Origin of the sequence: Pseudomonas sp. CG7 (assembly GCF_023701885.1) — a bacterium.
GTDB classification, from domain to species: domain Bacteria; phylum Pseudomonadota; class Gammaproteobacteria; order Pseudomonadales; family Pseudomonadaceae; genus Aquipseudomonas; species Aquipseudomonas zanjanensis.
This window is the reverse complement of sequence record NZ_JABAEE010000007.1, coordinates 88,017-114,701: the sequence shown is the minus strand read 5'-3', so window position 1 is coordinate 114,701 and position 26,685 is coordinate 88,017. Positions and strand designations below refer to the sequence as shown.

At 60.1% G+C, this 26,685-nt stretch carries 26 protein-coding genes; 10 read left to right on the top strand and 16 right to left on the bottom strand.

From position 1 onward, the window contains the following. Positions 1-90: 90 nt before the first annotated feature. Positions 91-1,290 carry a tyrosine--tRNA ligase gene (tyrS, locus tag HGO40_RS05195; protein ID WP_250962162.1) on the bottom strand — a complete coding sequence of 400 codons (1,200 nt, stop codon included), beginning with the start codon at positions 1,288-1,290 and terminating at the stop codon, positions 91-93. A gap of 212 nt (positions 1,291-1,502) precedes the next feature. On the opposite strand from tyrS, the gene HGO40_RS05190 reads away from it, so the two are divergent. Together HGO40_RS05190 and HGO40_RS05185 are read left to right on the top strand one after the other, a co-directional pair. Beyond that, positions 1,503-2,921: a peptidoglycan DD-metalloendopeptidase family protein gene (locus HGO40_RS05190; protein ID WP_250962161.1), complete on the top strand. Its 1,419-nt coding sequence runs from the start codon at positions 1,503-1,505 to the stop codon at positions 2,919-2,921. Positions 2,922-2,923: 2 nt separating this feature from the next. Next, positions 2,924-4,015, top strand: coding sequence for an anhydro-N-acetylmuramic acid kinase (locus HGO40_RS05185; protein WP_250962160.1), 1,092 nt, complete (start codon positions 2,924-2,926; stop codon positions 4,013-4,015). Positions 4,016-4,084: 69 nt separating this feature from the next. On the opposite strand, the gene erpA is transcribed toward HGO40_RS05185, so the two are convergent. Continuing rightward, positions 4,085-4,435 (bottom strand): iron-sulfur cluster insertion protein ErpA, encoded by a 351-nt coding sequence (erpA, locus tag HGO40_RS05180; protein ID WP_003177727.1) that lies wholly within the window; start codon positions 4,433-4,435, stop codon positions 4,085-4,087. Positions 4,436-4,584: 149 nt separating this feature from the next. Beyond that, on the bottom strand, positions 4,585-5,619 hold the full coding sequence (gene argC / locus HGO40_RS05175) for an N-acetyl-gamma-glutamyl-phosphate reductase (protein WP_250962159.1): 1,035 nt from the start codon (positions 5,617-5,619) through the stop codon (positions 4,585-4,587). Between the two features lie 135 nt (positions 5,620-5,754). Here argC and hemJ point away from each other — a divergent pair, with 135 nt between their 5' ends. The 6 genes from hemJ (at position 5,755) to coq7 (ending at position 10,206) form a co-directional block, all read left to right on the top strand. Beyond that, positions 5,755-6,186 (top strand): protoporphyrinogen oxidase HemJ, encoded by a 432-nt coding sequence (hemJ, locus tag HGO40_RS05170; RefSeq protein WP_250962158.1) that lies wholly within the window; start codon positions 5,755-5,757, stop codon positions 6,184-6,186. Between the two features lie 35 nt (positions 6,187-6,221). After that, the gene (locus HGO40_RS05165; protein ID WP_250962157.1) at positions 6,222-7,190 is read left to right on the top strand and encodes an NAD(P)H-dependent flavin oxidoreductase; all 969 of its coding nucleotides are present in this window, start codon (positions 6,222-6,224) and stop codon (positions 7,188-7,190) included. 51 nt (positions 7,191-7,241) lie between these two features. Next, positions 7,242-8,210, top strand: a complete 969-nt coding sequence (locus HGO40_RS05160) for a DUF805 domain-containing protein (protein ID WP_250962156.1) — start codon at positions 7,242-7,244, stop codon at positions 8,208-8,210. 62 nt (positions 8,211-8,272) lie between these two features. Further along, positions 8,273-9,061 (top strand): SDR family NAD(P)-dependent oxidoreductase, encoded by a 789-nt coding sequence (locus tag HGO40_RS05155; protein WP_250962155.1) that lies wholly within the window; start codon positions 8,273-8,275, stop codon positions 9,059-9,061. A gap of 83 nt (positions 9,062-9,144) precedes the next feature. Then, the gene (locus HGO40_RS05150; RefSeq protein ID WP_003316306.1) at positions 9,145-9,483 is read left to right on the top strand and encodes a histidine triad nucleotide-binding protein; all 339 of its coding nucleotides are present in this window, start codon (positions 9,145-9,147) and stop codon (positions 9,481-9,483) included. A 75-nt stretch (positions 9,484-9,558) separates the two neighbouring features. After that, complete coding sequence (gene coq7 / locus HGO40_RS05145) at positions 9,559-10,206, top strand: 2-polyprenyl-3-methyl-6-methoxy-1,4-benzoquinone monooxygenase (RefSeq protein WP_060740380.1); 648 nt, start codon at positions 9,559-9,561, stop codon at positions 10,204-10,206. A gap of 129 nt (positions 10,207-10,335) precedes the next feature. Here the strand turns inward: coq7 and HGO40_RS05140 are convergent, their stop codons facing one another. Next, a complete protein-coding gene (locus HGO40_RS05140) occupies positions 10,336-10,758 on the bottom strand; it encodes an OsmC family protein (RefSeq protein ID WP_003206127.1) in 423 nt (140 codons plus the stop codon). A 235-nt stretch (positions 10,759-10,993) separates the two neighbouring features. On the opposite strand from HGO40_RS05140, the gene crp reads away from it, so the two are divergent. Continuing rightward, a complete protein-coding gene (gene crp, locus HGO40_RS05135) occupies positions 10,994-11,638 on the top strand; it encodes a cAMP-activated global transcriptional regulator CRP (protein WP_186729587.1) in 645 nt (214 codons plus the stop codon). Here crp and HGO40_RS05130 read toward each other — a convergent pair. Genes HGO40_RS05130 through HGO40_RS05115 form a run of 4 tightly spaced genes read right to left on the bottom strand, consistent with a single transcriptional unit; the run spans position 11,635 to position 14,825 of the window. Beyond that, complete coding sequence (locus tag HGO40_RS05130; RefSeq protein WP_250962154.1) at positions 11,635-12,336, bottom strand: lipoate--protein ligase family protein; 702 nt, start codon at positions 12,334-12,336, stop codon at positions 11,635-11,637. The genes crp and HGO40_RS05130 overlap by 4 nt on opposite strands. A gap of 3 nt (positions 12,337-12,339) precedes the next feature. Then, entirely contained in the window at positions 12,340-13,176 is an 837-nt protein-coding gene (gene trpC, locus HGO40_RS05125; RefSeq protein ID WP_250962153.1) for an indole-3-glycerol phosphate synthase TrpC, read from the bottom strand. Continuing rightward, positions 13,173-14,222: an anthranilate phosphoribosyltransferase gene (gene trpD, locus HGO40_RS05120; protein WP_250962152.1), complete on the bottom strand. Its 1,050-nt coding sequence runs from the start codon at positions 14,220-14,222 to the stop codon at positions 13,173-13,175. The genes trpC and trpD overlap by 4 nt, the downstream gene beginning before the upstream one ends. Before the next feature lie 9 nt (positions 14,223-14,231). Beyond that, on the bottom strand, positions 14,232-14,825 hold the full coding sequence (locus HGO40_RS05115) for an aminodeoxychorismate/anthranilate synthase component II (protein WP_250962151.1): 594 nt from the start codon (positions 14,823-14,825) through the stop codon (positions 14,232-14,234). 407 nt (positions 14,826-15,232) lie between these two features. On the opposite strand from HGO40_RS05115, the gene estP reads away from it, so the two are divergent. Then, positions 15,233-17,140 carry an esterase EstP gene (gene estP, locus HGO40_RS05110; protein ID WP_250962150.1) on the top strand — a complete coding sequence of 636 codons (1,908 nt, stop codon included), beginning with the start codon at positions 15,233-15,235 and terminating at the stop codon, positions 17,138-17,140. 244 nt (positions 17,141-17,384) lie between these two features. Here the strand turns inward: estP and trpE are convergent, their stop codons facing one another. The 8 genes from trpE to HGO40_RS05070 all read right to left on the bottom strand — a co-directional run bounded on the left by trpE (position 17,385) and on the right by HGO40_RS05070 (position 26,360). Continuing rightward, positions 17,385-18,866 carry an anthranilate synthase component I gene (gene trpE, locus HGO40_RS05105; RefSeq protein ID WP_250962149.1) on the bottom strand — a complete coding sequence of 494 codons (1,482 nt, stop codon included), beginning with the start codon at positions 18,864-18,866 and terminating at the stop codon, positions 17,385-17,387. Positions 18,867-18,936: 70 nt separating this feature from the next. Next, positions 18,937-19,755: a phosphoglycolate phosphatase gene (locus tag HGO40_RS05100; RefSeq protein ID WP_186729591.1), complete on the bottom strand. Its 819-nt coding sequence runs from the start codon at positions 19,753-19,755 to the stop codon at positions 18,937-18,939. Further along, positions 19,752-20,426, bottom strand: coding sequence for a ribulose-phosphate 3-epimerase (gene rpe / locus HGO40_RS05095; RefSeq protein ID WP_186706977.1), 675 nt, complete (start codon positions 20,424-20,426; stop codon positions 19,752-19,754). Before rpe ends, HGO40_RS05100 begins: the two co-directional genes overlap by 4 nt. Positions 20,427-20,504: 78 nt before the next feature. Then, positions 20,505-21,653 (bottom strand): iron-containing alcohol dehydrogenase, encoded by a 1,149-nt coding sequence (locus HGO40_RS05090; RefSeq protein ID WP_250962148.1) that lies wholly within the window; start codon positions 21,651-21,653, stop codon positions 20,505-20,507. 201 nt (positions 21,654-21,854) lie between these two features. Beyond that, positions 21,855-22,679 carry an ABC transporter permease gene (locus HGO40_RS05085; RefSeq protein ID WP_186706975.1) on the bottom strand — a complete coding sequence of 275 codons (825 nt, stop codon included), beginning with the start codon at positions 22,677-22,679 and terminating at the stop codon, positions 21,855-21,857. 13 nt (positions 22,680-22,692) lie between these two features. Further along, a complete protein-coding gene (locus tag HGO40_RS05080) occupies positions 22,693-23,940 on the bottom strand; it encodes an ABC transporter permease (protein ID WP_250962147.1) in 1,248 nt (415 codons plus the stop codon). 202 nt (positions 23,941-24,142) lie between these two features. Further along, positions 24,143-25,186, bottom strand: coding sequence for an ABC transporter substrate-binding protein (locus HGO40_RS05075; RefSeq protein WP_003206153.1), 1,044 nt, complete (start codon positions 25,184-25,186; stop codon positions 24,143-24,145). A gap of 49 nt (positions 25,187-25,235) precedes the next feature. Then, positions 25,236-26,360: an ABC transporter ATP-binding protein gene (locus HGO40_RS05070; protein ID WP_053125916.1), complete on the bottom strand. Its 1,125-nt coding sequence runs from the start codon at positions 26,358-26,360 to the stop codon at positions 25,236-25,238. Positions 26,361-26,685: the final 325 nt, after the last annotated feature.

Genomic DNA, 26,685 nt, shown 5'->3' with positions numbered 1-26,685 from the left:
TGAATCTCAAGGAGTTTTCCGTTTCGACTGCGCCGGAAGTGGGGCGAATTATAGACTTCCAGAATCTGCCGTCAACCCTTAATTTCAGCTTTATTCGGATTTAAGCGTAATACGCGCAAAAGCCTTCTTGCCGGCCTGGCATACATGAGTAGAGCCCAGCTCATATATATAGGTGCGATCCACAACCTCACCATCTACACGCACACCGCCCGAACCAAGGAGATCTCGTGCCACCGCCGCATTCTTGACCAGGCCAGCTTTATTAAGGACGGCCGCAATCGGCATATCCTCGGCAGCAACCAGCTCGATCTCCGGCAAGTCATCCGGCAGCTCGCCATCCTTCATACGATTACCCGCCGCACGGTGAGCGTTGGCAGCTGCCTCTTCACCATGGAAACGAGCAACGATCTCTTCGGCCAGCTTGATCTTGATGTCCCGCGGATTAGCCCCAGCCTCTACATCAGCACGGAACGCATTGATCTCATCCATGGACCGGAAGCTCAACAGCTCGAAGTAGCGCCACATCAGCGCATCAGGAATGGAGACCAGCTTGCTGTACATGACGCCTGGCGCTTCCTGGATGCCCACGTAGTTGCCCAGCGATTTGGACATCTTCTTCACGCCATCCAACCCTTCCAGCAATGGCATGGTCAGGATGCACTGCGCCTCTTGACCATAACCGCGCTGCAGCTCACGCCCCATCAACAGGTTGAATTTCTGATCGGTGCCGCCGAGCTCAACGTCCGCGCGCAACGCAACCGAGTCATAACCCTGTACAAGCGGATAGAGGAACTCATGGATAGCGATTGGCTGATTGGTTGTATAGCGCTTGTCGAAATCATCGCGCTCAAGCATGCGAGCCACGGTGTATTGAGACGTCAGGCGAATGAAATCCGCCGGCCCCATCTTATCCATCCAAGTGGAGTTGAAAGCCACTTCGGTCTTGGCCGGATCAAGAATCTTGAATACCTGGGTCTTGTAGGTCTCGGCGTTATCGAGGACCTGCTCACGGGTCAGCGGCGGGCGCGTAGCACTCTTGCCGCTCGGGTCACCGATCATGCCGGTGAAGTCCCCTATAAGGAAGATGACCTGATGGCCCAGATCCTGAAACTGGCGCAGCTTATTAATAAGCACGGTGTGACCCAGGTGCAGATCGGGCGCCGTCGGGTCGAAGCCAGCCTTGATACGCAGCGGCTGCCCACGCTTGAGCTTTTCGATCAGCTCGGACTCGACCAACAGTTCTTCCGCACCACGCTTGATCAGCGCTAGCTGCTCTTCAACCGACTTCATAACAGACCCGTAAGGCTCAGATTCAAAGGGCCCCAACCATACAAGATCGCGCACCAAATACAAGGTTTGCCAGGCGCAAGGACGCCAATCCACAGAACAGAGCGTTCGCGGGCTTGCTTCGCAGGGGTTTTGGTTATATTTTATACAGTTATTTCATCTTCATCATGTCATTCATCTTTTCCAATTCATTTTTTCAAAAGCCAAAATTACTTATGACCACAGAACCGTCTAAAGCGCCGCCGCTTTACCCGAAGACCCACCTGCTTGCCGCAAGTGGCATCGCAGCCCTCCTTAGCCTGGCGCTCCTGGTGTTTCCCTCCAGCGATGTTGAAGCCAAAAAGACGACTCTGAGTCTTGAACTGGAAAGCCCTGCTGAACAACTGACACAAGAACAAGACGCCGCCGAAGCCGTTCAAGCCACAAACGAACCGGCCGCTACTCCGTTTGCACAAATTGAAAACAGCCCGCAAGACCCTGCCCAGGCCGCCGCTCAGGCAGAAGCGCCTGTGGCAGAAGAAAAGAAAGGACCGGACCATCGCGAAGTGATTGTTGCCAAGGGCGACACTCTCTCCACACTCTTCGAAAAGGTTGGCCTGCCTTCGACTTCGGTCCATGAAGTCCTGGCCAGCGACAAACAAGCCAAGCAATTCACTCAATTGCAACGCGGCCAGAAACTCGAATTCGAACTCAATCCAGACGGACAGCTGACCAACCTGCACACCAAGCTGAGTGATCTGGAAAGCATTACCCTGACCAAAAATGACAAGGGTTATGTATTCAACCGCGTCACCGCCAAGCCTACCGTTCGCTCGGCCTACGTCCACGGCGTCATCAACAGTTCGCTGTCCCAGTCCGCTGCGCGCGCAGGCCTTTCCCATAGCCTGACCATGGATATGGCCAGCGTCTTCGGCTACGACATCGACTTCGCCCAGGACATTCGCCAGGGCGACGAATTCGACGTCATCTACGAGCAGAAAGTGGTCAATGGCAAGAGCGTCGGCAACGGCCCGATTCTCTCCGCGCGCTTCACCAACCGGGGCAAGACGTACACCGCGGTGCGCTACACCAACAAGCAAGGCAACAGCAGCTACTACACCGCCGACGGCAACAGCATGCGCAAGGCATTCATCCGTACACCGGTTGATTTCGCCCGTATCAGCTCGAAGTTCTCCGCAGGTCGCAAGCATCCGATCCTGAACAAGATTCGCGCCCACAAAGGTGTCGACTACGCCGCCCCTCGTGGCACGCCAATCAAGGCAGCCGGCGACGGCAAGGTGCTGCTGGCAGGCCGTCGCGGCGGTTATGGCAATACCGTGATCATCCAGCACGGCAATACCTATCGCACGCTGTACGGGCACATGCAGGGCTTCGCCAAAGGCGTGAAGACTGGCGGCACCGTCAAGCAAGGCCAGGTGATTGGCTACATCGGCACCACCGGCCTCTCCCCCGGCCCGCACTTGCACTATGAGTTCCAGGTCAACGGCGTTCATGTCGATCCACTTGGCCAGAACTTGCCGATGGCCGATCCGATCGCCAAGGGCGAGCGCGCACGCTTCCTGGCCCAAAGCCAACCTTTGATGGCTCGCATGGATCAAGAGAAAGCCACCATGCTGGCCTCGAGCAAGCGCTAAGCATGGCGCTCTATATCGGTGTGATGTCCGGGACCAGCCTGGACGGCTTGGATATCGCACTGATCGAACTGACCCCGGCGATCAAATTGATCGCCACGCACTACATCCCCATGCCCGTCGTTCTGCGCACCGAATTGCTCGAATTGTGCAGCAGCGGGCCCGATGAGATCGCCCGCTCCGCCATTGCCCAACAAAGCTGGGTAAAGCTGGCCGCGCAGGGTATCCATACCTTGCTCAACGAACAGAAACTCAAGCCTGAAGACATCAGGGCGATTGGCAGCCACGGCCAGACCATCCGCCATGAACCGGCCCGTGGGTTTACTGTGCAAATTGGCAACCCGGCACTGTTGAGCGAATTGACCGGCATCACCGTCGTCAGCGATTTCCGAAGCCGCGATGTCGCCGCTGGTGGGCAAGGCGCCCCACTGGTCCCGGCGTTTCACGAAGCATTGTTCGAAGCACGAGCCGGTCATCGTGCCGTGCTGAATGTCGGTGGCTTCAGCAATCTCAGCCTGATAGAGCCCGCAAAACCTGTCACCGGTTTCGACTGCGGCCCAGGCAACGTATTGCTCGATGCCTGGATTCATCAACAACGCGGCGAGCATTTCGATCGCGACGGTCAATGGGCCGCCAGCGGAAAAGTCGAGCCAGCCTTGCTCAAGGCACTGCTCAGCGACCCCTTCTTCGTCACCAAGGGTCCGAAAAGTACCGGTCGTGAAGTATTCAACCTGCCGTGGCTGAGCCAGCATTTGTCGCAGTTGCCGGCCTTCGCCCCGGAAAACGTCCAGGCGACGTTACTCGAACTGACCGCCCTGACCATCGTCGAATCACTGCAGCATGCCCAGCCGAATACTCAAGAGTTGCTGGTCTGCGGCGGCGGAGCGCACAACCAGGCGTTCATGAAGCGCCTGGCTGAATTGCTGCCAGAGGCCACCGTCAGCAGCACGGCGGCATATGGCGTGGATCCGAACTGGGTCGAAGCCATGGCGTTCGCCTGGCTCGCCCATTGCTGTCTTGAAGGTATTCCAGGTAACCGCCCAAGTGTCACGGGCGCCCGTGGCCTGCGCGTACTCGGCGCCATCTACCCGGCCTGAATCCAATAATCACGGACAAAAAAACGCCGCAGGGCCCAAGGCACTGCGGCGTTTTTTATACTGAAGCCTTCAGATCGAGAACGAAGAGCCGCACCCACAGGTCGTGGTGGCGTTAGGGTTCTTGATCACGAAACGCGAGCCTTCCAGACCTTCCTGATAATCCACCTCGGCACCTGCCAGGTACTGGAAGCTCATCGGGTCGACCACCAGGCTGACCCCTTCGCGCTCGACAATGGTGTCGTCTTCGGCCACTTCTTCATCGAAAGTGAAGCCGTACTGGAAACCGGAACAACCGCCGCCCGTAACAAATACGCGCAGCTTCAAACGATCATTGCCCTCTTCATCGACCAGGCTCTTCACCTTGTGCGCGGCACCGTGGGTGAATTGCAAAGCCGTGGGGGTGAAGGTTTCGACGCTCATGCTGAATATCTCCCGGCGCTTACGCCGCCATAATGCGTGATGGCGGGCATTATCCGCTTCTCCTAGAAAATTGGTCAACTATTTAGAAGAGCAGCGGCGAGCTACAAGCCTCAAGCTTGTAGCCGCCAACATAAAGCTTGTTGCTGCTATTACGGCAACATCCCCGCATGGGACAGCCCCAGACGCTCATCCAGCCCGAACAGGATGTTCAGGTTCTGCAAGGCCTGGCCGGACGCGCCCTTGACCAAGTTGTCGATGACCGACAACACCACCACCAGATCACCGTCCTGCGGACGATGCACGGCGATCCGGCAAACGTTCGCACCGCGCACGCTGCGGGTTTCCGGATGACTGCCAGCCGGCATCACGTCGACGAACGGTTCGTTGGCATAACGTTTTTCAAACAGCGCCTGCAGATCCACCGAACGATCGACGACCGTCGCATACAGGGTGGAATGGATACCACGAATCATCGGGGTCAGGTGCGGCACGAAGGTCAGGCCGACGTCCTTACCCGCTGCCCGGCGCAAGCCCTGGCGAATTTCCGGCAAGTGGCGATGCCCTTTGACCGCGTACGCCTTCATGCTTTCCGACGTCTCGGAATACAGCGAGCCGACACTGGCGCCACGCCCGGCACCGCTGACACCGGACTTGCAGTCGGCGATCAGGCGCGAAGCATCGGCAAGGCCGGCTTCCAGCAGCGGCAAGAACCCCAGCTGTGTCGCCGTCGGATAGCAACCCGGTACAGCGATCAGTCGTGCCTGCTTGATCTTCTCGCGATTGACTTCCGGCAAGCCGTAGACCGCCTCTTCAAGCAGTTCCGGCGCACCGTGGGGCTGGCCGTACCATTTGGCCCATTCATCGGCGTCCTGCAGGCGGAAGTCCGCCGACAGGTCGATGACCTTGGTGCCGGCGGCCAGCAGTTCGCCGGCCAGGGCGTGAGCAACACCGTGGGGCGTGGCGAAGAACACCACGTCGCAGGCACCGAGGGTCTTGACGTCCGGAACGCTGAACGCCAGGCCGTCGTAATGGCCTCGCAGGTTCGGGTACATGTCGGCGACGGCCAGGCCGGCCTCGGATCGGGAGGTGATGACCACCACTTCAGCCTGCGGATGCTGTGCCAGCAGACGCAGCAGTTCGACACCGGTGTAACCCGTGCCGCCGACAATACCGACCTTGACCATAAACCTGCCCTCAACGAACCCACTGGAAAGCCGTCGATGATAGGGGCCGCAGGGCGTGGCGACAACCGTCAAGGTGACGTGCGGCCGCTCTAACCTCTACTATCGGGCTACCGTGATTTCTTGGAATAACTAAAAATGCTCTATCTGTGGCTCAAAGCACTTCACATTGTCAGCATGGTCTGCTGGTTCGCCGGCCTGTTCTACCTGCCTCGCCTGTTTGTCTATCACGCCCAGAGCGAGGACAGCGTCAGCAAAGAGCGCTTCAGCGTCATGGAGCGCAAGCTGTACCGCGGCATCATGGGCCCGGCGATGATCGCCACCCTGATATTCGGCATCTGGCTGCTGAGCCTCAACGCCGGTGCCTACTTCACTCAGGGAGGCTGGATGCACGCCAAGTTGACCTTGGTCGTGCTGTTGATCGGTTACCACCACATGTGCGGCGCCCAGGTAAAACGCATCGCTCGTGGCGAAAACACCCGCAGCCATGTCTTTTATCGCTGGTTCAATGAGGTGCCGGTTCTGATATTGCTGGCTATCGTAATTCTGGTCGTCGTCCGACCGTTCTAATCTCCAATCAGTATTCATTATCCGGGGTACTTCCAATGTCGTTGCCCGCTCTGCTTGAACAACGCTTGCGCCTGCCCGTCGTGGCGGCGCCCATGTTCCTGATTTCCAATCCCGAATTGGTGCTGGCGTGCTGCCGCAATGGCATCGTCGGCAGCTTTCCGGCGTTGAACCAGCGCGAAAGCAGAGGCTTCAAGGCCTGGCTGGAAGAGATCGAAGCAGGCCTGGCGACCCTGGAAAACCCGGCGCCCTACGCCGTGAACCTGATCGTCCATCACAGCAACCCGCGGCTTCAAGCCGACCTGGCCATCTGCATCGAACACAAGGTGCCGATTGTCATCACCAGCCTGGGCGCGGTGAAAGAACTGGTGGACGCGGTGCACGGTTATGGCGGGCTGGTGTTCCATGACGTGACGACCCGACGTCATGCCGAAAAAGCCGCCGAAGCCGGTGTCGATGGCTTGATCGCCGTTGCCGCCGGCGCAGGCGGGCATGCCGGGACCTGGAGCCCGTTTTCACTGATTGCCGAGATCCGCCAGTTTTTCGATAAGACCCTGCTGCTTGCAGGATGCCTGAACCACGGCCATCAGATTCTGGCCGCACAATTGCTCGGCGCGGATCTGGCCTACTTCGGTACGCGATTTATCGGTACAAGCGAAAGCCACGCACCTGACGCTTATAAAGAGATGTTGCTCACATCCAGAGCCGCGGACATCGTGCATACTCCTGCTGTATCCGGGGTGCCGGCGAGTTTCATGCGCCAGAGCCTGGAGAATGCCGGTTTCGATCTCGCCGCCCTGCAGAACAAAGGCGAGGTGGATTTTGGCTCGAAACTCAAACCGCTGAACGATGAAGCCAAGGCCTGGAAAACCGTATGGTCCGCCGGCCAGGGCGTGGGTGGAATCGATGATTTGCCCAGCGTCGATCAGTTGGTGGCGCGCCTGGATGAAGAATACCGTCAAGCACAAGCCCGGGCGGCACAGCTTGGCGGGCAATGGCCGCGCTGAACCAGCCCAAACAAAACAACTACTTAACTTTCAGAGACAAGGATGCCGGGCATGAGCGAAACCCGTTTCAACATCGTGTTCGACGGCGGCGTGATGCCGGGCGTCGATACCACCACCGCCAAACTCAACCTCGCCGAGTTGTTCAAGAGTGATGTCAGCGCCATTGAACGACTGTTCACCGGTCGCAAGGTGGCCCTGAAAAGCAACCTGTCCCAGAACGAGGCGCAGCAGTACCTCGAAGCGCTCAACAAGAGCGGAATCGACGCCAGGATCGAAGCCGAACCCACCGTCCAATTGAGCCTTGGCGAAGTACAGGACGCGCCGCGGCAACCGAGTGGACGCCACCCCGATTCGATCGTCGAACCCGCCTCGCCCTACGCGCCTCCCCGCGCCGAAGTCGGTGAAGCACTTGCCGAGTACAGCACCCTCAAGCCCTTCAGCTTCGATGGCCGTATCGGGCGCCTGCGCTACCTGGCCTGGACCATGGCGTTGACCCTGGCCCTGCTGCCCTTGGTTGGCGTGGGCTTCTGGCTCGCCTCGACCTGGCTGCTGGCTTCCGACTCGATAGCGGCGCTCATTGTCGGCGGCCTGCTCGCCACGGTCGTTGTGCTTGCCTTTGCCTTCGTGAGCATCCAGTTCAACGTCCAGCGCCTGCATGACCTCGGTTGGTCGGGGTGGTTGTGGCTGATCAACCTGGTTCCCTTCGTGGGCAGCATCTTCCCGTTCATCCTCATCATCGCGCCAGGCAATACCGGTGCAAACCAATATGGCCCGCCACCCCCGCGCAATACCACGGGGGTCAAGCTGTTGGCCTCGCTCTGGCTCGTGATGATCGTATTGATTTTCATCGCCACGTTTGCAGGTATCTTCGGAGCCCTCCAGGAGGACTACGACACCAGCAGCCTGAGCAGCTACGAAAGCAGCGAGTCCAGCAGCGAAACCGCTGAAGAGCCCGCCGTTGAGGCAGCCGAGCCCGCTCCGCCTTCTGTAGACTATGAAGAAGAAGAAGAGGAACAATAAGCGCGCTTCATGCCGGTGACAGCCCAGTCATTTGGCGGCGGGCTGTTGCGATGGAGAACTGCATGACCCGTTACGCACTGATCACTGGCGCTTCCAGCGGCATCGGCCTGGCCATGGCTGAAGCGCTGGCCCGGCGCGGCCGCAACTTGATACTGGTGGCTCGACAACGTGATCGGCTGGAAAGCATTGCAATCGAACTGACCCAGCGGTTTGGCGTGGAGGTACTGTTCCGGGCTTGCGACCTGGGCGAACCGCTGAGGCTTTCAGGCTTTTTGCTGGAACTGGAGGAAGGTGAACGGCAGATCGACCTGCTGGTCAATTGCGCTGGCATCGGCACCAGCGGGCCGTTCCTGGGCCAGGACTGGATGACCGAGCAGGACCTGATCGAAGTCAACATCCTTGCCCTGACACGGCTTTGTCATGCCGTTGGCAATAGCATGGCGCTGCTTGGCGGCGGCCAGATCCTCAATGTTGCCTCGGTCGCCGCGTTCCAGCCCGGTCCTTGGATGAGCACCTACCACGCCAGTAAGGCCTATGTGCTGCACTTCTCCGAAGCCCTGCGGGTTGAATTGAAGAAATGCGCGATCAAGGTCTCGGTACTTTGTCCTGGTCCGACCCGAACGGGTTTTTTTTCCAAGGCGCAGATGGACGAACAAAAACTCGTCGCCAGCAAATCGCTGATGAGCCCGGAAGAAGTCGCCCTGTACGCCGTGCGCGCACTGGACAAAAACCGCGCCATCATCATTCCCGGACGCCGCAACCGCTGGCTGGCCGTACTGCCGCGGCTGGGATCACGGTGGCTGGTCCGGACTATCGCCGGCATGGTCAACAAGGCTTACTGCCCGCACTGATGCCCTCAAGCTGAACAGCCAAGACACCTCGATCGAGGCCTTCGAGGCATTCGACCTCAACGAACCCAACGGAGAAAACAGCTGTGGATACTCTGTTTACCAAGATCATCAACCGGGAAATCCCGGCGAAGATCATTTACGAGGATGACCAGGTACTGGCCTTCCACGACATCGCCCCACAGGCGCCCGTGCACTTTCTAGTCATTCCAAAGAAACCGATCCGCACGCTCAATGACCTTACCGAAGAAGACAAGGGCCTGGCCGGGCACATTCTGTTCACTGCCCAGCGCCTGGCGCTGGAATTGGGCTGTGAAGAAGGTTTTCGCGTGGTGATGAATTGCAATGAACTGGGTGGGCAGACGGTCTATCACATTCATATGCATGTGCTGGGTCAGCGCCAGATGAACTGGCCGCCGGGCTGATACCCCTGACCCAACGCAAATCTTCGGCGGCCGATTGGGTTAAACTGGCCGCTGTGATTTTTCCCGGAGGTAAGCATGACTACCCAACGTCACTACTCGCCGATTGACCGCCTGTTGCTGCAAGCCGACACCGCGATGCGCACCCTGCTGCCCTTCAGTGGCCAGCCGTACCGCCCATCACCGGCTATCGTGCAACCGGACGCGCAATTGAGTGACGAGCAAACCCGCCACGTCGCTGGATTGATGCGTATCAACCACACCGGCGAAGTCTGTGCCCAGGCGCTGTATCAGGGCCAGGCGCTGACAGCGAAGCTGCCGCAGGTGCGTGAGGCAATGGAACATGCCGCCGAGGAAGAAATCGATCACTTGGTCTGGTGTGAACAACGGATTCGCCAACTGGGCAGCCACACCAGTGTCCTGAACCCGCTGTTCTATGGGATGTCGTTCGGGATCGGCGCCGTCGCCGGGCTGATCAGCGACAAAGTCAGCCTCGGCTTCGTCGCGGCGACCGAACATCAAGTGTGCAAGCACTTGAACGAGCACCTGGAGCAATTGCCGGCTGAGGATGAGAAATCCCGGGCGATCCTCGAGCAGATGCGCGTGGATGAAGAACACCATGCCGAAAGTGCGCTTGACGCCGGTGGTTTCCGTTTCCCGGCCCCGGTGAAATTCGGCATGAGCCTGCTGGCCAAGGTCATGACCAAGAGCACTTATCGGATTTGACGGTGATTGGGATCTGGATAACCCATCCTTATTCCTCGGAAACTAAAAAAGGCGACTTCCCAACGGGGAGTCGCCTTTTTTCTATCCGACAATTTCAGTGCAGCAAATCGCAAGCCCTTGGATGGCGACTCAACCCAACTCGATGATTTCATAATCGTGGGTGATTTCGACCCCGGCGGCACCGAGCATGATCGAAGCCGAGCAGTACTTCTCGGCAGACAGCTCAATGGCGCGCTTGACCTGGGCTTCCTTCAGGGCTCGCCCCTTCACCACAAAGTGCATGTGAATCTTGGTAAACACCTTTGGGTCTTCAGTGGCGCGTTCCGCTTCGAGGAACGCTTCGCAGCTTTCGACGGCCTGGCGGGACTTCTTGAGAATGCTGACCACGTCGAAGTTGCTGCAACCGCCCACGCCCAACAGCAGCATTTCCATCGGCCGAACACCCAGGTTCCGGCCACCGGCCTCTGGCGGGCCGTCCATGACGACCACATGACCACTGCCTGACTCACCGAGGAACATGGCTTCGCCAGCCCATTGGATGCGTGCCTTCATCGCCAAGACTCCACTGTTAAAAAAGGGTCGCCAGCTTAGCACAGCACCTCCTCATGACGGCTCTCCGTCTTAGGAAGCTCTTCCTGTCAGCCTGTAGGTAAATTCTCGAATCTATTCAAGACGCCTCTGTTAAGCTGGCGCGAATTCGCTGGCGTATGGCCAGCTTTTAGCGATAGCCATTCGCCCTCATCACAAAACCAAATCACAACACTGCGCAGTCTTTCGGGATACAACCATGGTTGCCATTACTCCCACGCTCAAGATCAAGAATCTCGACAAACTTTTGATGCATTGTCAGCGCCGCCGCTATCCAGCCAAACACAACATCATTTGTGCAGGTGATCGTTCCGACACGCTGTTTTTCATCATCAAGGGCTCGGTTACCATCCTGATAGAAGATGACGACGGTCGGGAAATGATCATCGCCTATCTCAACTCCGGAGATTTCTTCGGCGAGCTGGGGTTGTTCGAACAGGCGGGCAAGGAACAGGAACGCAGTGCCTGGGTGCGGACCAAGATTGAATGTGAAGTTGCGGAAATCAGCTACGCCAAATTCCGAGAACTGTCCCTGCAAGACCCGGACATTCTTTACGTCCTCAGCGGACAAATCGCACAACGCCTGCGCAATACCACCCGCAAGGTCGGCGATCTCGCGTTTTTCGATGTCACCGGACGTGTCGCACGTTGCCTGCTGGAGTTGTGCAAGCAGCCTGATGCCATGACCCACCCCGACGGCATGCAGATCAAGGTGACCCGCCAAGAGATTGGGCGGATTGTCGGTTGTTCGCGGGAAATGGTCGGTCGCGTACTCAAGGACCTGGAAGAGCGCAACCTGGTCAGCGTCAAAGGCAAGACCATGGTGGTGTTCGGAACGCGTTAAGCGCCCAGCAGTTGGGTCAGCATTTGCCGATACAACGCTTCGAGTCGCTCCAACGCGTGAGGCGCCGGGAATTTTTCATGCAGGGCGATGTGGCTCTCGGCACGCACTCGCTGCTCCAGGCCACAGGCTTCATTGAAGCGATTGACCGCCGCGACCATGGACTCGCGTTCGTTCTCCAGCAACAGCGCGCCATGAACCAGGCCCACCGGACGCTGCCCGCCCTTGCTCTGGCGCCAGCGCTGAGCGGTGCCGACCATTTTCCGACCGTCGAGGTTGACGTTGAAGCGCCCGTCGCAAAAGGCCCCTTCCACTTCGCCCAGCGAAGCCACCCCGCCCAACTCATCCAACAACTGGCAAATGGGATCGCACAATCGTCGATATCCGGTTTCGATGCGGCCATGGTCACCTTCGCTGCGCGGTGGCGCGTAGACCAGGGCAATATTGACGGTAGCGGCCGACTGCGGCACCGGCTCACCGCCGGTTTCGCGCAGCAGGACTGGCCAGTCATGGGCGGCCGATACTTCACTGGCGTGCTCGATCCCCGGCAGGCGACTCAAGCGGCGCGGCATGACCAGCGCGCGGTCATTGGGCTGCCAGAACAGCAGCCCAAACTCGGCGTCGCCCGCGCAGATGCTGGCCAACAGATCCTGTTCGGCTTGCAGGCCCGCTTCGACGGTGAGGGACATCACAGGCGACATGAATCAGTCCAGCGTCGAGCCGCTCACCGGCAGGCCTCGTTCAGGAAAGAACAGCCGTTGCAATTCCGTCCCCGGGTTCTCGGCCCGCATGAATGCCTCGCCCACCAGGAATGAGTAAACATCGCTGACTTCCATCAGCTCGACATCGGCCCGATTGAGGATGCCACTTTCAGTGATGACCAGGCGATCCCGTGGGATGCGCGGCAACAGGTCCAGAGTGGTTTCCAGGCTGACTTCGAAGGTGTGCAGGTTGCGATTGTTCACCCCGACCAGTTTGGTATCGAGGGTTTTCAGGGCTCGCTCCAACTCGTCGCCGTCATGGACTTCCACCAACACATCCAGCCCGACACTCTTGGCCACTGCCGCCAGCTCGGCCAGTTTCACGTCGTCCAGGGCGGAAACGATCAACAGCACGCAATCGGCGCCCAGGGCCCGAGCCTCGACGATCTGGTACGGGTCGATCATGAAATCCTTGCGGATCACCGGCAACTTGCACGCTGCCCGCGCCTGCTTCAGGTAGTCGTCGGCCCCTTGGAAAAAATCGACGTCGGTCAGCACCGAGAGACAGGTCGCGCCGCCCTTCTCGTAGCTTCGTGCGATCTCGGCCGGAACGAAGTGTTCACGGATCACGCCCTTGCTGGGGGACGCCTTCTTGATTTCGGCAATCACCGCCGGCTGTTTTTTCTTGGCCTGATCGATCAGCGCCTTGGCAAAGCCGCGCGGCGCATCCGCTGAACGCGCCAGGTTTTCCAGCTCGGCCAGACTGACGCGAGCGCGACGCTCAGCCACTTCCTCAGCCTTGCGAGCCAGAATGTTTTCCAGAACCGTTGGCACGCTCATCCTTCGTTCTCCACTTTGAATACGGCGGTAAATGCACCCAACTCTTCGAGTTTTTCCCTGGCCAGGCCAGTGTGCAGTGCATCATGGGCCAGTTCCACGCCTTGCTTGAGGCTGCTGGCGTGGTCGGCGGCGTATAACGCGGCGCCGGCATTGAGCACGATCATCTCAGCGGCTTTCTGGCCATTCTCGGTCTTGCGGCGACCCAGGGCATCGCGGATCAACTCCAGCGATTGGGCCGGACCATCGACCGCCAGGCCATGCAAGCTCTGGCTCTTCATGCCGAGGTCTTCAGGTTCGACCCAATACTCGCTGATCCGGTCATTTTTTAGTTCGGCCACGAATGTGGGCGCCGCCAGGCTGAATTCATCCAGGCCATCCTTCGAATGGACCACCAGCACATGCTTGCTGCCCAGGCGTTGCAGGACCTCGGCCAAAGGCCGGCACAACGCCTGGCTGAACACTCCCACCACTTGATGCTTCACGCCGGCCGGATTCGTAAGCGGGCCGAGCATGTTGAACAGCGTACGCAGGCCCAGCTCACGGCGCGGCGCGGCAGCGTGTTTCATGGCGCTATGGTGAGTCTGGGCAAACATGAAACCAATGCCGACATTGTCGATACAGCGCGCCACTTGAACCGGTGTCAGGTTCAGGTAAATTCCAGCCGCCTCCAGCAGATCGGCACTGCCGCTCTTGCCTGAGACTGCGCGGTTGCCATGCTTGGCAACGGTGCAACCGGCCGCCGCAACGACAAACGACGAGGCGGTGGACACGTTGAAGATATTGGCGCCGTCACCACCGGTGCCGACCACATCGACCACGCCGTCCAGGGTCTTGAGTTCGACCTTGTCCGCCAGCTCACGCATCGCCGAAACGGCACCGACGATCTCATCGATGCTCTCGCTTTTCATGCGCATGGCCATCATGAACGCGCCGATCTGCGCATCCGTGCATTGGCCGGTCATGATTTCGCGCATCACGTCGCGCATCTCGTCGGTGCTCAGGTCGAGATGGCCGACGATACGGCTCAGGGCTGTCTTGATATCCATGAAAAGTCCTTAGCGCGTGCCGCCGGTTTGTTTGAGGAAGTTGGCGAACAGCTCGTGCCCCTGCTCGGTGAGAATAGACTCGGGATGAAATTGCACACCCTCGATATTCAACGTCTTGTGGCGCAGCCCCATGATTTCATCCACCGAGCCGTCTTCAAGCTGGGTCCAGGCCGTCAACTCGAGGCAGTCGGGCAGCGTTTCGCGCTTGACGATCAGCGAGTGGTAGCGGGTGACGGTAAGCGGATGATTCAATCCCGCGAATACGCCCTTGTCCTCGTGGAATACCGGGCTAGTCTTACCGTGCATGACGTGCCGGGCGCGCACCACATCGCCACCGAATGCCTGGCCGATCGACTGATGCCCCAGGCAGACGCCCAAGATCGGCAGCTTGCCGGCGAAGTACTTGATGGCGTCGATGGAAATGCCCGCTTCGGTCGGCGTGCAAGGGCCAGGGGAAACCACGATGCGCTCAGGCTTGAGGGCTTCGATTTGGGCGATGGTCAGTTCGTCGTTGCGCACGACCTTGACCTCGGAGCCCAGCTCGCCAAGGTATTGCACAACGTTGTAGGTAAAAGAGTCGTAGTTATCGATCATCAGCAACATGGCGTAAGCAACCTATTGAATTCACTGACTTTAAACACAGCCTTCAGCGAGTGACCCGCACGCTGCTGCGCTTGGCGAGGTGATTGCCCCGGCGAAGCGGTTCTACAGCGGGTAAAGAAGGCAAATCGGTACAGGTCCGGCGAGGCCGGCGGAGAATCGTCAGGCGCGCCAACGCCAACGGGCGTGTGCCTTGATCATTTGATCCAGAAGTTTGCTGACAATCGACACAGGGGAAGTCTCGTTCATACGTCCCGGCACAGTAGCTTAGCTGGGCGGAGCACGCAATATGAGCGATCCCGAAGGGCTTTGAAACAATCACGACGTTCCGGATAGATGGCAAAACGCCGAAAGATTTTGGTACTGTCGTTTCGTTTTCTAACAAAAATAAGATCAAAACGGACTTTCATATGATAAAGAAGACGCTGTTCGTACCGATTGCCGGTTGCCTGCTCGCGCTCGCCTGCGCCCAGGCGAACGCCGCCCCCAACCCGTATTCCAAGTTCATCGTGTTCGGCGACAGCCTCAACGACGCCGGCCAGTTCGCCGACCCGAACGGCCCACCCGGCTCGACCGAGCGCTACACCAACCGAACCGGTCCGATCTACACCGACGGCAGCGGCGAAGCCTATTCGGCCAACTCCACCCAATTGCTCGGTGGGCGCCTGGGCTATTCCGCCGACGAGACCGCCGCTTCCACGTCGGCGGTCCGCGCCGGCGAGGGGCTGGCAGATGGCAATAACTGGGCGGTAGGCGGGTATCGCACCGACCAGATCCTCGAATCGATCACTGGCGTGTCCGACACCGGCGAGCGCAGCCGTCCCGGCTACTTGCAGTCCAATGGCCTGCGTGCCGATCCAAATGCGCTGTATTACCTTTCCGGTGGTGGTAACGACTTCCTTCAAGGCCGGGTATTGAACACCGCCCAAGCAAACGCCGCCGCCGACCGCCTGGCCGACAGCGTGCAAGTGCTGCAAACGGCCGGTGCCCGCTATGTGATGGTCTGGCTGCTGCCCGACCTGGGTCTGACCCCGGCTCTCAATGGCGGCCCCTTGCAGGACACCTTTTCGCAATTGGGCAACCAGTTCAACCAACAACTGATCACGCGACTGCAAGGCATCGACGCCGAAATCATTCCGTTGAACATTCCGCTTTTGCTGAAGGAAAGCTTCGCCGACCCGGCACGATTCGGCCTCGCCACCGGCGAGAACCTCACCGCAACCTGCTTCAGTGGCAACGGCTGTACGGAGAACGCCACCTATGGCATCAACAGTGCCACGCCGGATCCCAGCAAGCTGATCTACAACGACGCGGTCCATCCCACCGAACCCGGGCAGAAACTGATCGCCGACTACGCTTTTTCCCTGCTCGCGGCGCCCTGGGAGCTGACGCTGCTGCCGGAAATGGCCCACTCGACCTTGCGTGCTCACCAGGATGAATTGCGCAGCCAGTGGCAATCGGACTGGGAAGATTGGCAGGCGATCGGCCAGTGGCGAGCCATCGTCGCCGGTGGCGGCCAGCACCTGGACATGGACAGCCAAGGCAGCGGCGCCAGCGCCGACGGCAGCGGCTACAGCCTTAACGTGGGCGGCAGCTATCGCCTCAACGAGGCTTGGCGCGTGGGTGTCGCCGCCGGCTTCTACCGCCAGGACATGGACGCAGGCGATAACGATTCGACGTACAAGCTCAACAGCTACCTGGCGACGGCTTTTGCCCAGTTCCAGCAAAACCGCTGGTGGGCCGCCGCGGCGCTGACCGGCGGCAAGCTCGACTACGACAACCTGGAGCGCAAGTTCGACCTGGGCGTCAACGAAGCGCAGGAGAAAGGCGATACGGACGGCCATCTCTGGGCATTCAGCACGCGGGTGGGCTACGACATCGCCCAGCCGGGCAGCGAATGGCACCTCTCGCCGTTTATCAGCGCTGATTATGCGAAGGTGGAAGTGGATGGTTATTCGGAAAAGAGCAACCGCTCCACGGCCCTGACCTTCGATGACCAGACCCGCGATTCGAAACGCCTGGGCATTGGCTTGCAGGGCAAATACAACATCACCCGGCAGACCCAGGTGTTTGGCGAATATGCCCACGAACGGGAGTACGAAGACGACACGCAAAAGGTCAACATCGCCCTCAACAGCCTGCCGGCCAATGACTTCACACTGGAAGGCTACACACCACAGAGCCACCTGAATCGCCTGAGCCTGGGGGTCAGCCACAAGTTGACGCAGGACCTGGCGTTGCGGGGCGGTTATACACTGCGCAAGGACGATGACATGACCCAGCAAGGGGTGAGCCTGGGGGTCAGCCTGGACTTCTGATCGAGGGGAACCTGTGGGAGCGAGCTTGCTCGCGATAGCGGACTGTCAGCCAACCTATTTGTTGAAGGTGACGGCCTCATCGCGAGCAAGCTCGCTCCCACATTTTTGATCGAGTTGTCTGAAGGACCTGTGGCGAGGGAGCTTGCTCCCGCTGGCCTGCGAAGCGGGCCCATCAAATAGATGCGACTGCTGCGCAGTCGAGCGGGAGCAAGCTCCCTCGCCACAGTTGTTTATTGCAGGCCTGTTAGTCGTTCGAGGTCTGCTCGGCCAGCGCCACGGCGCGGAACATCGCGCGGCGCTTGTTCAGGGTTTCTTCCCATTCCAATGCCGGCACCGAGTCGGCGACGATACCGCCGCCGGCCTGCACGTGCAGTTCGCCGTTCTTGATCACCGCGGTGCGAATGGCAATCGCGGTGTCCATGTTGCCGTTCCAGGCGAAATACCCCACCGCCCCGCCGTATACCCCCCGCTTGACCGGCTCCAGCTCATCGATGATTTCCATCGCGCGGATTTTCGGCGCGCCGGACAAAGTGCCCGCAGGCAGGATCGCCCGCAAGGCATCCATCGCCGTCAGCCCGGCCTTCAATTGGCCGGTGACGTTGGAGACGATGTGCATCACGTTGGAATAGCGCGCGATGACCATCTTCTCGGTGAGCTTCACCGAGCCGATTTCCGAGACCCGCCCGGTGTCGTTGCGCCCCAGGTCGATCAGCATCAGGTGCTCGGCGATTTCCTTGTCGTCCGACAGCAGGTCCTCTTCCAGCGCCCGGTCAGCCTCCTCCGTGGCGCCACGAGGGCGAGTGCCGGCGATCGGGCGCACGGTGATCAGGTTGTCTTCGACCCGCACCAGCACTTCCGGCGAACTGCCCACGACATGGAAGTCGCCGAAGTTGAAGAAGTACATGTAGGGCGTCGGGTTGAAGCAACGCAACGCCCGATAGAGATCGATGGGCGCGGCCTTGAAGTCGATGGACATTCGTTGCGACGGCACCACCTGCATGCAGTCGCCGGCGAGGATGTATTCCTTGATGGTGTCGACGGCCCGTTCGTAATCGTCCTGGGTGAAGCTGGAACGGAACACCGGGTCGGCCGCCGACTGCTTGCTGAAGTCCAGGCCGGGGCGCGGCGTGATCGGCTGGCGGAGTTTTTCCAACAGCGCCTGCAGGCTTTTCTGGCCTTGCTCGTAGGCATCTTCCCGGGACGGGTCGGCGAGGACGATCGCGTGCATCTTGCCGGCGAGGTTATCGAAGACCACCACCGCGTCGGAGACCATCAGCAAGATGTCCGGCACGCCCAGCGGATCGGGGTTCGGGCAGGTGCCCAGGCGCTTTTCCACATAGCGCACGCAGTCGTAGCCGAAATACCCCACCAGGCCGCCGTTGAAACGCGGCAGGCCGGGGATGGTCGGCACGTTGTAGCGGGCCTTGAAGGTTTCAACGAAGGCCAGCGGATCTTCGACTTCGAGGCTTTCGATTTCGACGCCGTCGTGGGTCACGCTGATGCGATGGTCATGGACCCGCAGCACCGTACGGCACGGCAAGCCAATGATGGAATATCGGCCCCACTTTTCGCCGCCCTGTACCGATTCGAGCAGGTAGGAGTTGGGCTGGTCGGCGAGCTTGAGATAGATCGACAGCGGTGTGTCGAAGTCGGCCAGGGTTTCGCAGGCAAGGGGGATGCGGTTGTAGCCGGCAGCGGCTAGACGCAGGAATTCTTCACGGATCATGGGATGCCTCGTGGCAAGAGGAGCTGACAGTCAGGTATGCAAACGCGCCGGATAACCGGCCAGGATCATGTCAGGTGCGCCAACGCCAGCGGGCCAAGGCCTTCATGACTTTCATCCAGAGTTTGCGAGTGACCACCACGATGGCGTTTCCAGAAGAGGATTGAACAGCGTCGGGCAACGTTATCTCAGCGGCCGGGTCCAGGCAACCGGGAATTAACAGGCGCAAATCGTCGATCACCAGCGTCGGGAATTCTTCGGCGATGGGCCGGCCATGGTTGTAGCCATAACTCAACGCCACACACTTGACCCCCGCCGCCTTGGCCGCCAGCACATCGCTGCGCGAGTCGCCGACAAACAAAGATTGGGAAGCCGGGATGTTGGCCATTTTCATCACGAAGAACAGCGCGGCCGGGTCAGGTTTTTTCTGTGGCAAGGTATCGCCACCGATGATCCAACGGAAATAGCGGCCAATTTTCATCTGGTCCAGCAGCGGCGCCACGAAGCGTTCCGGCTTGTTGGTGATCAGTGCCATTTCCACGCCCTGCTTTTTCAGCCACTTGAGGGTGGAGCGCACGCCAGGATAGACCACTGTCAGCTGGTGATTGTCTTCGTAGGCTTCATTGAACAACGCCAGCGCCTGCTCGGCTTCGGCCTCATCGACGCCTTGGGCATCGATGTCGTTGGCCAGGGCCCGGCGCACCAGCATGGGCGCGCCGTTGCCGACCCAGTGGCGCACCGCGTCGATGCCGGCGGGCGGGCGTCCAAGCTTGAGCAGCATCGTGTCCACGGCTGCCGCGAGGTCCGGGACCGAATCGACCAAGGTGCCATCGAGGTCGAACATCACCAGACGCGGCAAGCTGCCGGGGAAGAGCTGCTCGAAGCCGCTCATGGGCGCGCCAGGGCCAGTTCGGCGCGCATTTTTGCGATCACCTCTTGGTAGTCGGGCGCGTTGAAGATCGCAGAGCCGGCGACAAAGGTGTCGGCGCCGGCCGCGGCGATTTCACGGATATTGTTCACGTTCACGCCACCGTCGATTTCCAGGCGGATGTCACGGCCCGAGGCGTCGATCAGGGCACGGGCTTCGCGCAGCTTGTCGAGGGTGCCCGGGATGAACTTCTGCCCGCCGAAGCCAGGGTTGACGCTCATCAGCAGGATCATGTCGACCTTGTCCATCACGTACTTGAGCACGTCCAAGGGTGTCGCCGGGTTGAACACCAGGCCAGCCTTGCAACCGCCTTCGCGGATCAACTGCAAGGAGCGGTCTACATGCAGCGTGGCTTCCGGGTGGAAGGTGATGTAGGTGGCGCCCGCCTCGATGAAGTCACCGACGATGCGGTCCACCGGGCTGACCATCAGGTGCGCGTCGATCGGCGCGGTGATGCCGTATTTGCGCAGCGCCGCGCAGACCATCGGGCCGATGGTCAGGTTGGGCACGTAGTGGTTGTCCATGACATCGAAGTGCACGATGTCGGCCCCGGCGGCCAGAACGTTGTCCACTTCCTCGCCCAGGCGGGCGAAGTCGGCGGAGAGAATCGACGGAGCAATAGCGAAGGGCTGCATGACGCACCTGTTTTGAGCGAAATCACGATGGCGCGCATTGTATACCTCAAGATTTGGCGCGCCCACCGTGACAGTCGATCAATACGCCGCGCGGTAGATCTTCTCGATATCGGCGGCGCTCAGTTGACGCGGATTGTTGCGCATCAGGCGCTCGATCCCCGCCGCCTCCACCGCCATGGACGGGATCACGTCCTCGGTCACCCCCAGGCTGCTCAGGCCCTGGGGAATCTGCACGGCGGCGCACAGCGCAACCATGGCTTCCACGGCTTCGTCGGCCGCTTCAAGATCACTCAAATGAGCGGTCCGGATGCCCATGGCCTCGCCGATATCACGCATGCGCTCGACGCAGGCCATCTTGTTCCAAGCCATCACATACGGCAGCAACAAGGCGTTGGCGACACCATGGGACACATGAAAGCGCCCGCCCAACGGATAGGCCAGCGCATGCACCGCCCCGACCCCGGCATTACCGAAGGCCATGCCGGCCATCAGGCTGGCCGTGGCCATGTCTTCTCGGGCTTGCAGATGGTTAGGATTGGCATAGGCCTTGGGCAGCGCGCGGGTGATCAGTTTGATTGCGCCGATGGCCAGGGCATCGGTGATCGGCGAAGCATTGAGCGACAGGTAGGCCTCGATGGCGGGCACCAGCGCATCGACGCCACTGGCGGCCGTGACGCTGCGCGGGCAGGTGAGGGTCATTTGCGGGCTGACCAGTGCCACGTCCGGCAACAGAAAATCGCTGACGATGCCTTTTTTCAGCTGCGCGGCCTTGTCAGAGAGGATCGCCACGTTGGTGACTTCCGAACCGGTGCCGGCCGTGGTGGGGATGGCAATCATGGGCGGGCCTTTGCGCGGCACCTGATCGACGCCGAACATGTCCTGCAATTCACCGTGATAACCGGCATAGACGCCCACGCATTTGGCGATGTCGATAGCACTGCCGCCGCCCAGGCCGATCAGGCCATCGTGGCCGCCGTCGCGGTAGGCTTGCATGCAGTCTTCGACGATGGCGATTTCCGGATCCGGCATGACCCGGTCGAAAATCTCGTAGTCGCGCCCGCCCAGGTGCTGCAGGGCCAAGTCCACGGTGCCGGACTTGACCAGCGCCGCGTCGGTCACGATCAGCGGATTGTCGACGTCCAGTCGCGTCAGCTCGGCGGCCAGTTGCTCGATGGCAGCGGCCCCGGTGATCAGTTTATGGGCGATCTTGAATGAGGAAAGACTCATGTGCGCGGCCTCTTATTCGAGTGTGGGCTGGCACAAGGATAGCTCGGTATTGAGGGTTGTCTGCCATTCAGCTTATGAATACACGTAAACCCAATGTGGGAGCGGGCTTGCTCGCGAATGCGGTGGAACATCCAACATCTGTGTCGACTGTTACACCGTTTTCGCGAGCAAGCCCGCTCCCACAGGGATCAACGCGGGCCGTCAGACTTGGGCAGTGCGCAGCTTCTCGCTACGCCCGCGCAACCATTCCAGGGTCAGCAACAGGACCACAGAGAACGCAATCAGCAACGTCGCCGCCGCAGCGATGGTAGGGCTGAGGTTTTCGCGGATACCACTGAACATCTGCCGTGGCAGGGTTGCCTGCTCAGGGCCAGCCAGGAACAGCGTCACCACCACTTCATCGAACGATGTTGCGAAGGCGAACAGTGCGCCAGAGATCACGCCGGGGGCGATCAACGGCAGGGTCACCCGACGAAACGCCGTCAGTGGCGATGCTCCAAGGCTGGCGGCGGCGCGGACCAGGTTGTGGTTGAACCCCTGTAAGGTCGCCGACACCGTGATGATGACGAACGGCACACCCAGCACCGCATGGACCACGATCAGCGAGAAGAAACTGTTGCCCATCCCCAGCGGTGCGAAGAACAGATAACTGGCCACGCCGATGATCACCACCGGCACCACCATGGGCGAGATCACCAAGGCCATCACCAGCGCCTTTCCGGGGAAGTCGCCGCGGGTCAGGCCGATGGCCGCGAGCGTGCCGAAGATCATCGCCAGCAAGGTCGCCGCCGGGGCCACGATGATGCTGTTTTTCAGCGCCCGCATCCATTCGGCCGAGGCGAAGAAATCGTGGTACCACTGCAGCGAGAAGCCTTGCAGCGGGTACACCAGGAAACTGCCGGAGTTGAACGACAGCGGAATGATCACCAGCACCGGCAGGATCAGGAACAACAGGATCAACCCGCAGAGTATGCGCAGGCTGTAGAACCACACCCGCTCAATGGGGGACATGTAAGGACTCACCATTTTCGATCTCCCCTTAGCTCAGGCGCAGGCGACTGGCGCCCACCAGCCAGCTGTAAATCAGATAAAGCACGATGGTCGCCAGCAACAGCAGCCCGCCGAGCGCCGTGGCCATGCCCCAGTTGATGCTGGTGTTGGTGTAGAACGCGACGAAGTAGCTGACCATCTGGTCGTTCGGGCTGCCTAGCAGCGCCGGCGTGATGTAGTAGCCAATGGCAAGGATGAACACCAACAGGCAACCGGCGCCGACACCGGCGTAGGTCTGCGGGAAGTACACCCGCCAGAAACTGGCGAACGGGTGGCAGCCCAGGGAAATCGCCGCCCGCATGTAAGTAGGCGAGATGCCTTTCATCACGCTGTAGATCGGCAGGATCATGAACGGTAATAGGATGTGAACCATGGAGATGTACACACCGACGCGGTTGAACACCAGTTCCAGGGGTTTATCGATGACCCCCATGGCCATCAGCGCGCTGTTGATCAAGCCACCCGATTGCAGCAGCACGATCCACGCCGCGACCCGCACCAGGATCGACGTCCAGAACGGCAGCAGCACTAGAATCATCAACAGGTTGCTCTGGCGCGATGGCAGGTTCGCCAGCAGGTAGGCCAACGGATAGGCCAGTACCAGGCAGATCGCGGTAATCACCAGGCCCATCCAGAAGGTGCGGGCGAAAATGTCGAGGTAGATCGACTGGTCAGGGGTGGCCGGGGCCAGTTCGCCGAGGTCATCGATGCGGTGATCGACGGCCGCCAGCAGGTAATACGGGGTAACGTTACTGGTGTTGCGGCGGATCACCTGCCAGTACGCCGGGTCGCCCCAACGCTCATCGAGGTTTTCCAGGGCTTCTTTATAGGAAGCCGGCTCGGTGGCAAACGGCAACGCCCGAGCGGTCTTGGTCAGCAAGCTGCGGTAGCCGGCCAATTCCATGTTCAGGCGCTTGGACAAATCCCCCAGGGTCTGATTCTTGCGGGCTTCGGCCAGGTCTTCAGTGGCAGCCTTGTACACCGGCTCGCCCGGCAGACCGCGTCCGTCCCAGGCCGCGACAGCGACGACAGTGCGCGGCATGGCGCCCACCACTTCCGGGTTGCTGACGCTTTTGAACAGCAGCGCCACGATTGGCACCAGAAACACCAGCAACAGAAACAGCACCAGCGGCGCGATCAAGGCCTGGGCCTTCCAGCGGTTGACCCGCTCGGCATGCTTGAGCCGCTGCTTGAGGGTGGGGCTGGTGCCCGCGTTCAGTGGAACGGCGATGGCCATGGCGAACTCCGCAAATCTTTTTATCGTTACAGGGGCGGCGAGCCGCCTCTGTTCTTTTGAAACACCCGGGTCGATGAAAGAGCCTGTGGGAGCGAGCTTGCTCGCGATGGCTGCGGCACATTCAAAATTGATGTGCCTGACAGACCGCTATCGCGAGCAAGCTCGCTCCCACATGAATCTCGTCCAGTTTCAGACCGTCGGGTTACTTCGCAGCCCAGGAGTTGAAGCGCTGCTCCAGTTGCTCGCCGTTGTCAGCCCAGAAGCTGACGTCGATCTGCACCTGGTTGGCGATGTTTTCCGGGGTGGTCGGCATGTCTTTCAGGACATCCTTGGCCAGCAACGGCACTGCCTGGGTATTGGCCGGGCCGTAGGCGATGTTTTCCGAGTAGGTCTTCTGCTGCTGCGGTGCCACCGAAAAGGCGATGAATTTCTTCGCCGCTTCCGCGCGGGTCTTGTCCAGGCCGCGAGGAATGGCCCAAGCGTCGAAGTCGTAGATACCGCCGTTCCACACCACTTTCAGGTTGCTTTCTTTTTGTACCGCGGCGATCCGGCCGTTGTAGGCCGAACTCATGACCACGTCACCCGATGCCAGGTACTGCGGCGGCTGGGCGCCGGCTTCCCACCACTGGATGTTCGGCTTGAGCTCATCGAGCTTCTTGAACGCACGGTCCTGGCCATCTTTGCCGGCCAGCACCTTGTAGACGTCCTTCGGTGCAACGCCGTCGGCCATCAAGGCGAATTCCAGGGTGTACTTGGCGCCTTTGCGCAGGCCGCGCTTGCCTGGGAATTGCTTGGTGTCCCAGAAGTCCGCCCAGCTGGTCGGTGCGGTCTTGAGCTTGTCGGCGTTGTAGGCCAGCACGGTCGACCATACGAAGAAACCTACGCCGCAAGGCTGGATAGCGCCCTTGACGTAATCCTCGGCCTTGCCGAACAGGGCCGGGTCGAGTTGCTCGAACATGTCTTCGTCACAACCACGGGACAATTCCGGAGACTCGACTTCCACCAAATCCCAGGAAACGCTCTTGGTGTCGACCATGGCCTTGACCTTGGCCATTTCGCCGTTGTACTCGCCAGCCACGATCTTGCCGTTGCCGGCCGCTTCCCACGGTGCGTAGAAGGCTTTGACCTGAGCCGCCTTGTTCGCCCCGCCGAAAGACACCACGGTCAGGTCCGGGCCCGCCGCCATCGCGCTTGCCGCACCCATCATGCCCAGTGTCAGGGCTGTGAACTTCAGGGATCTCAACATTTATTGTTCTCTCCACGTGCAGGGTTGGTGTTGGTACAGCAGGGGGCGATCAATTCGCCTCTAAAAGGGGATCGAGCGCACGCACATGCTCGACTTGCCAGCCAAGCGGAACCACGTCCCCGACGGCGAGCGCGGGATCGAGCTCGGCAATCGGCTGTTTCACGAAGAAGTCGTTCTTGCCGCAGACTTCCAGGCGAACCCGGACGTGGTCGCCCAGATAGATGAATTCCGCCACCCTCCCTGAGAAGCGGTTGACACATTGTTCGCTGACACCGTTGAGGCTCACCCGCTCCGGACGGATCGACAGGGTCACCGGCTCGCCGGGCTGGCCGACGTTCACCGCCAGGGCCTCGACTTTCTCGCCGCGCGCCAACTCCACCAGGCAACGATCGCCGGTGTGGCTGTGCAGGCGACCGTTGAGACGGTTGTTTTCGCCAATGAAGTTGGCGACGAAGGTATTTTTCGGCTCTTCATACAGGGTGCGTGGTGGGGCGATTTGCTGGATCTCGCCCTGGTGGAACACCGCCACGCGGTCGGACATGGTCAAGGCTTCGCCCTGGTCGTGGGTCACGTAGACCACGGTCACGCCAAGTCGCTGGTGCAGGTGCTTGATTTCCATCTGCATGTGTTCGCGCAATTGCTTGTCCAGCGCGCCGAGGGGTTCGTCCATCAGCACCAGCTGCGGTTCGAACACCAGCGCCCGGGCCAGGGCTACCCGCTGCTGCTGGCCGCCGGACAATTGCGCCGGGTAGCGTTGGGCGAAGCTGTCCAGCTGGACCATGCTCAGGACGCGCTTGACCCGATCGCTTACGTCGCTCTTGTTCAAGCCACGCACAGTCAGTGGGAAGGCGAGGTTCTCGGAGACGGTCATGTGCGGGAACAAAGCGTAGTTCTGAAACACCATGCCGATGTCGCGCTTGTGCGGCGGCACATTATTGATCGAGCGCCCGGCCAGCAGGATCTCGCCGGCGGTTGGGGTTTCAAACCCGGCGAGCATCATCAGGCTGGTGGTCTTGCCGGAGCCGGAGGGCCCGAGCAGGGTCAGGAATTCGCCTTTGCGAATGTCCAGGTTGAGGTCTTTGACGATCAGGTTCTCGCCGTCGTAGCTCTTTTGCACACCACGAAAGCTGACCAGCACATCACTGGCCCCCGCGCTTGAATCGACCTGGCTCATACCCGCACCTTTTGTTTTGATGACTGCTTGTGAATCAAGCCTAGTGGAGCCTGGGGGTCGCGCAAATCGGGGGGCAGGAGAGAATCGCCTCAGCCGGATGGAAGAGTCGGGGTAGGGATTGCCCTACAAGGATGGCGGGATTGGGTAAATGCAGTGGTGGGTTTGAAGCGACAAGCTGCAAGTAGGGGCGAAAATCGCTGTTGGGGGGTGTCGCAAATGGATATGCAGACACATCTCTTCTGTGGGAGCGGGGCTTGGCCGCGATCGGGGGGGGAATCAGGAGCCTTTGAGGGAGCTTGAGCCGCCAGCAGGGCGGAGCCCCCGG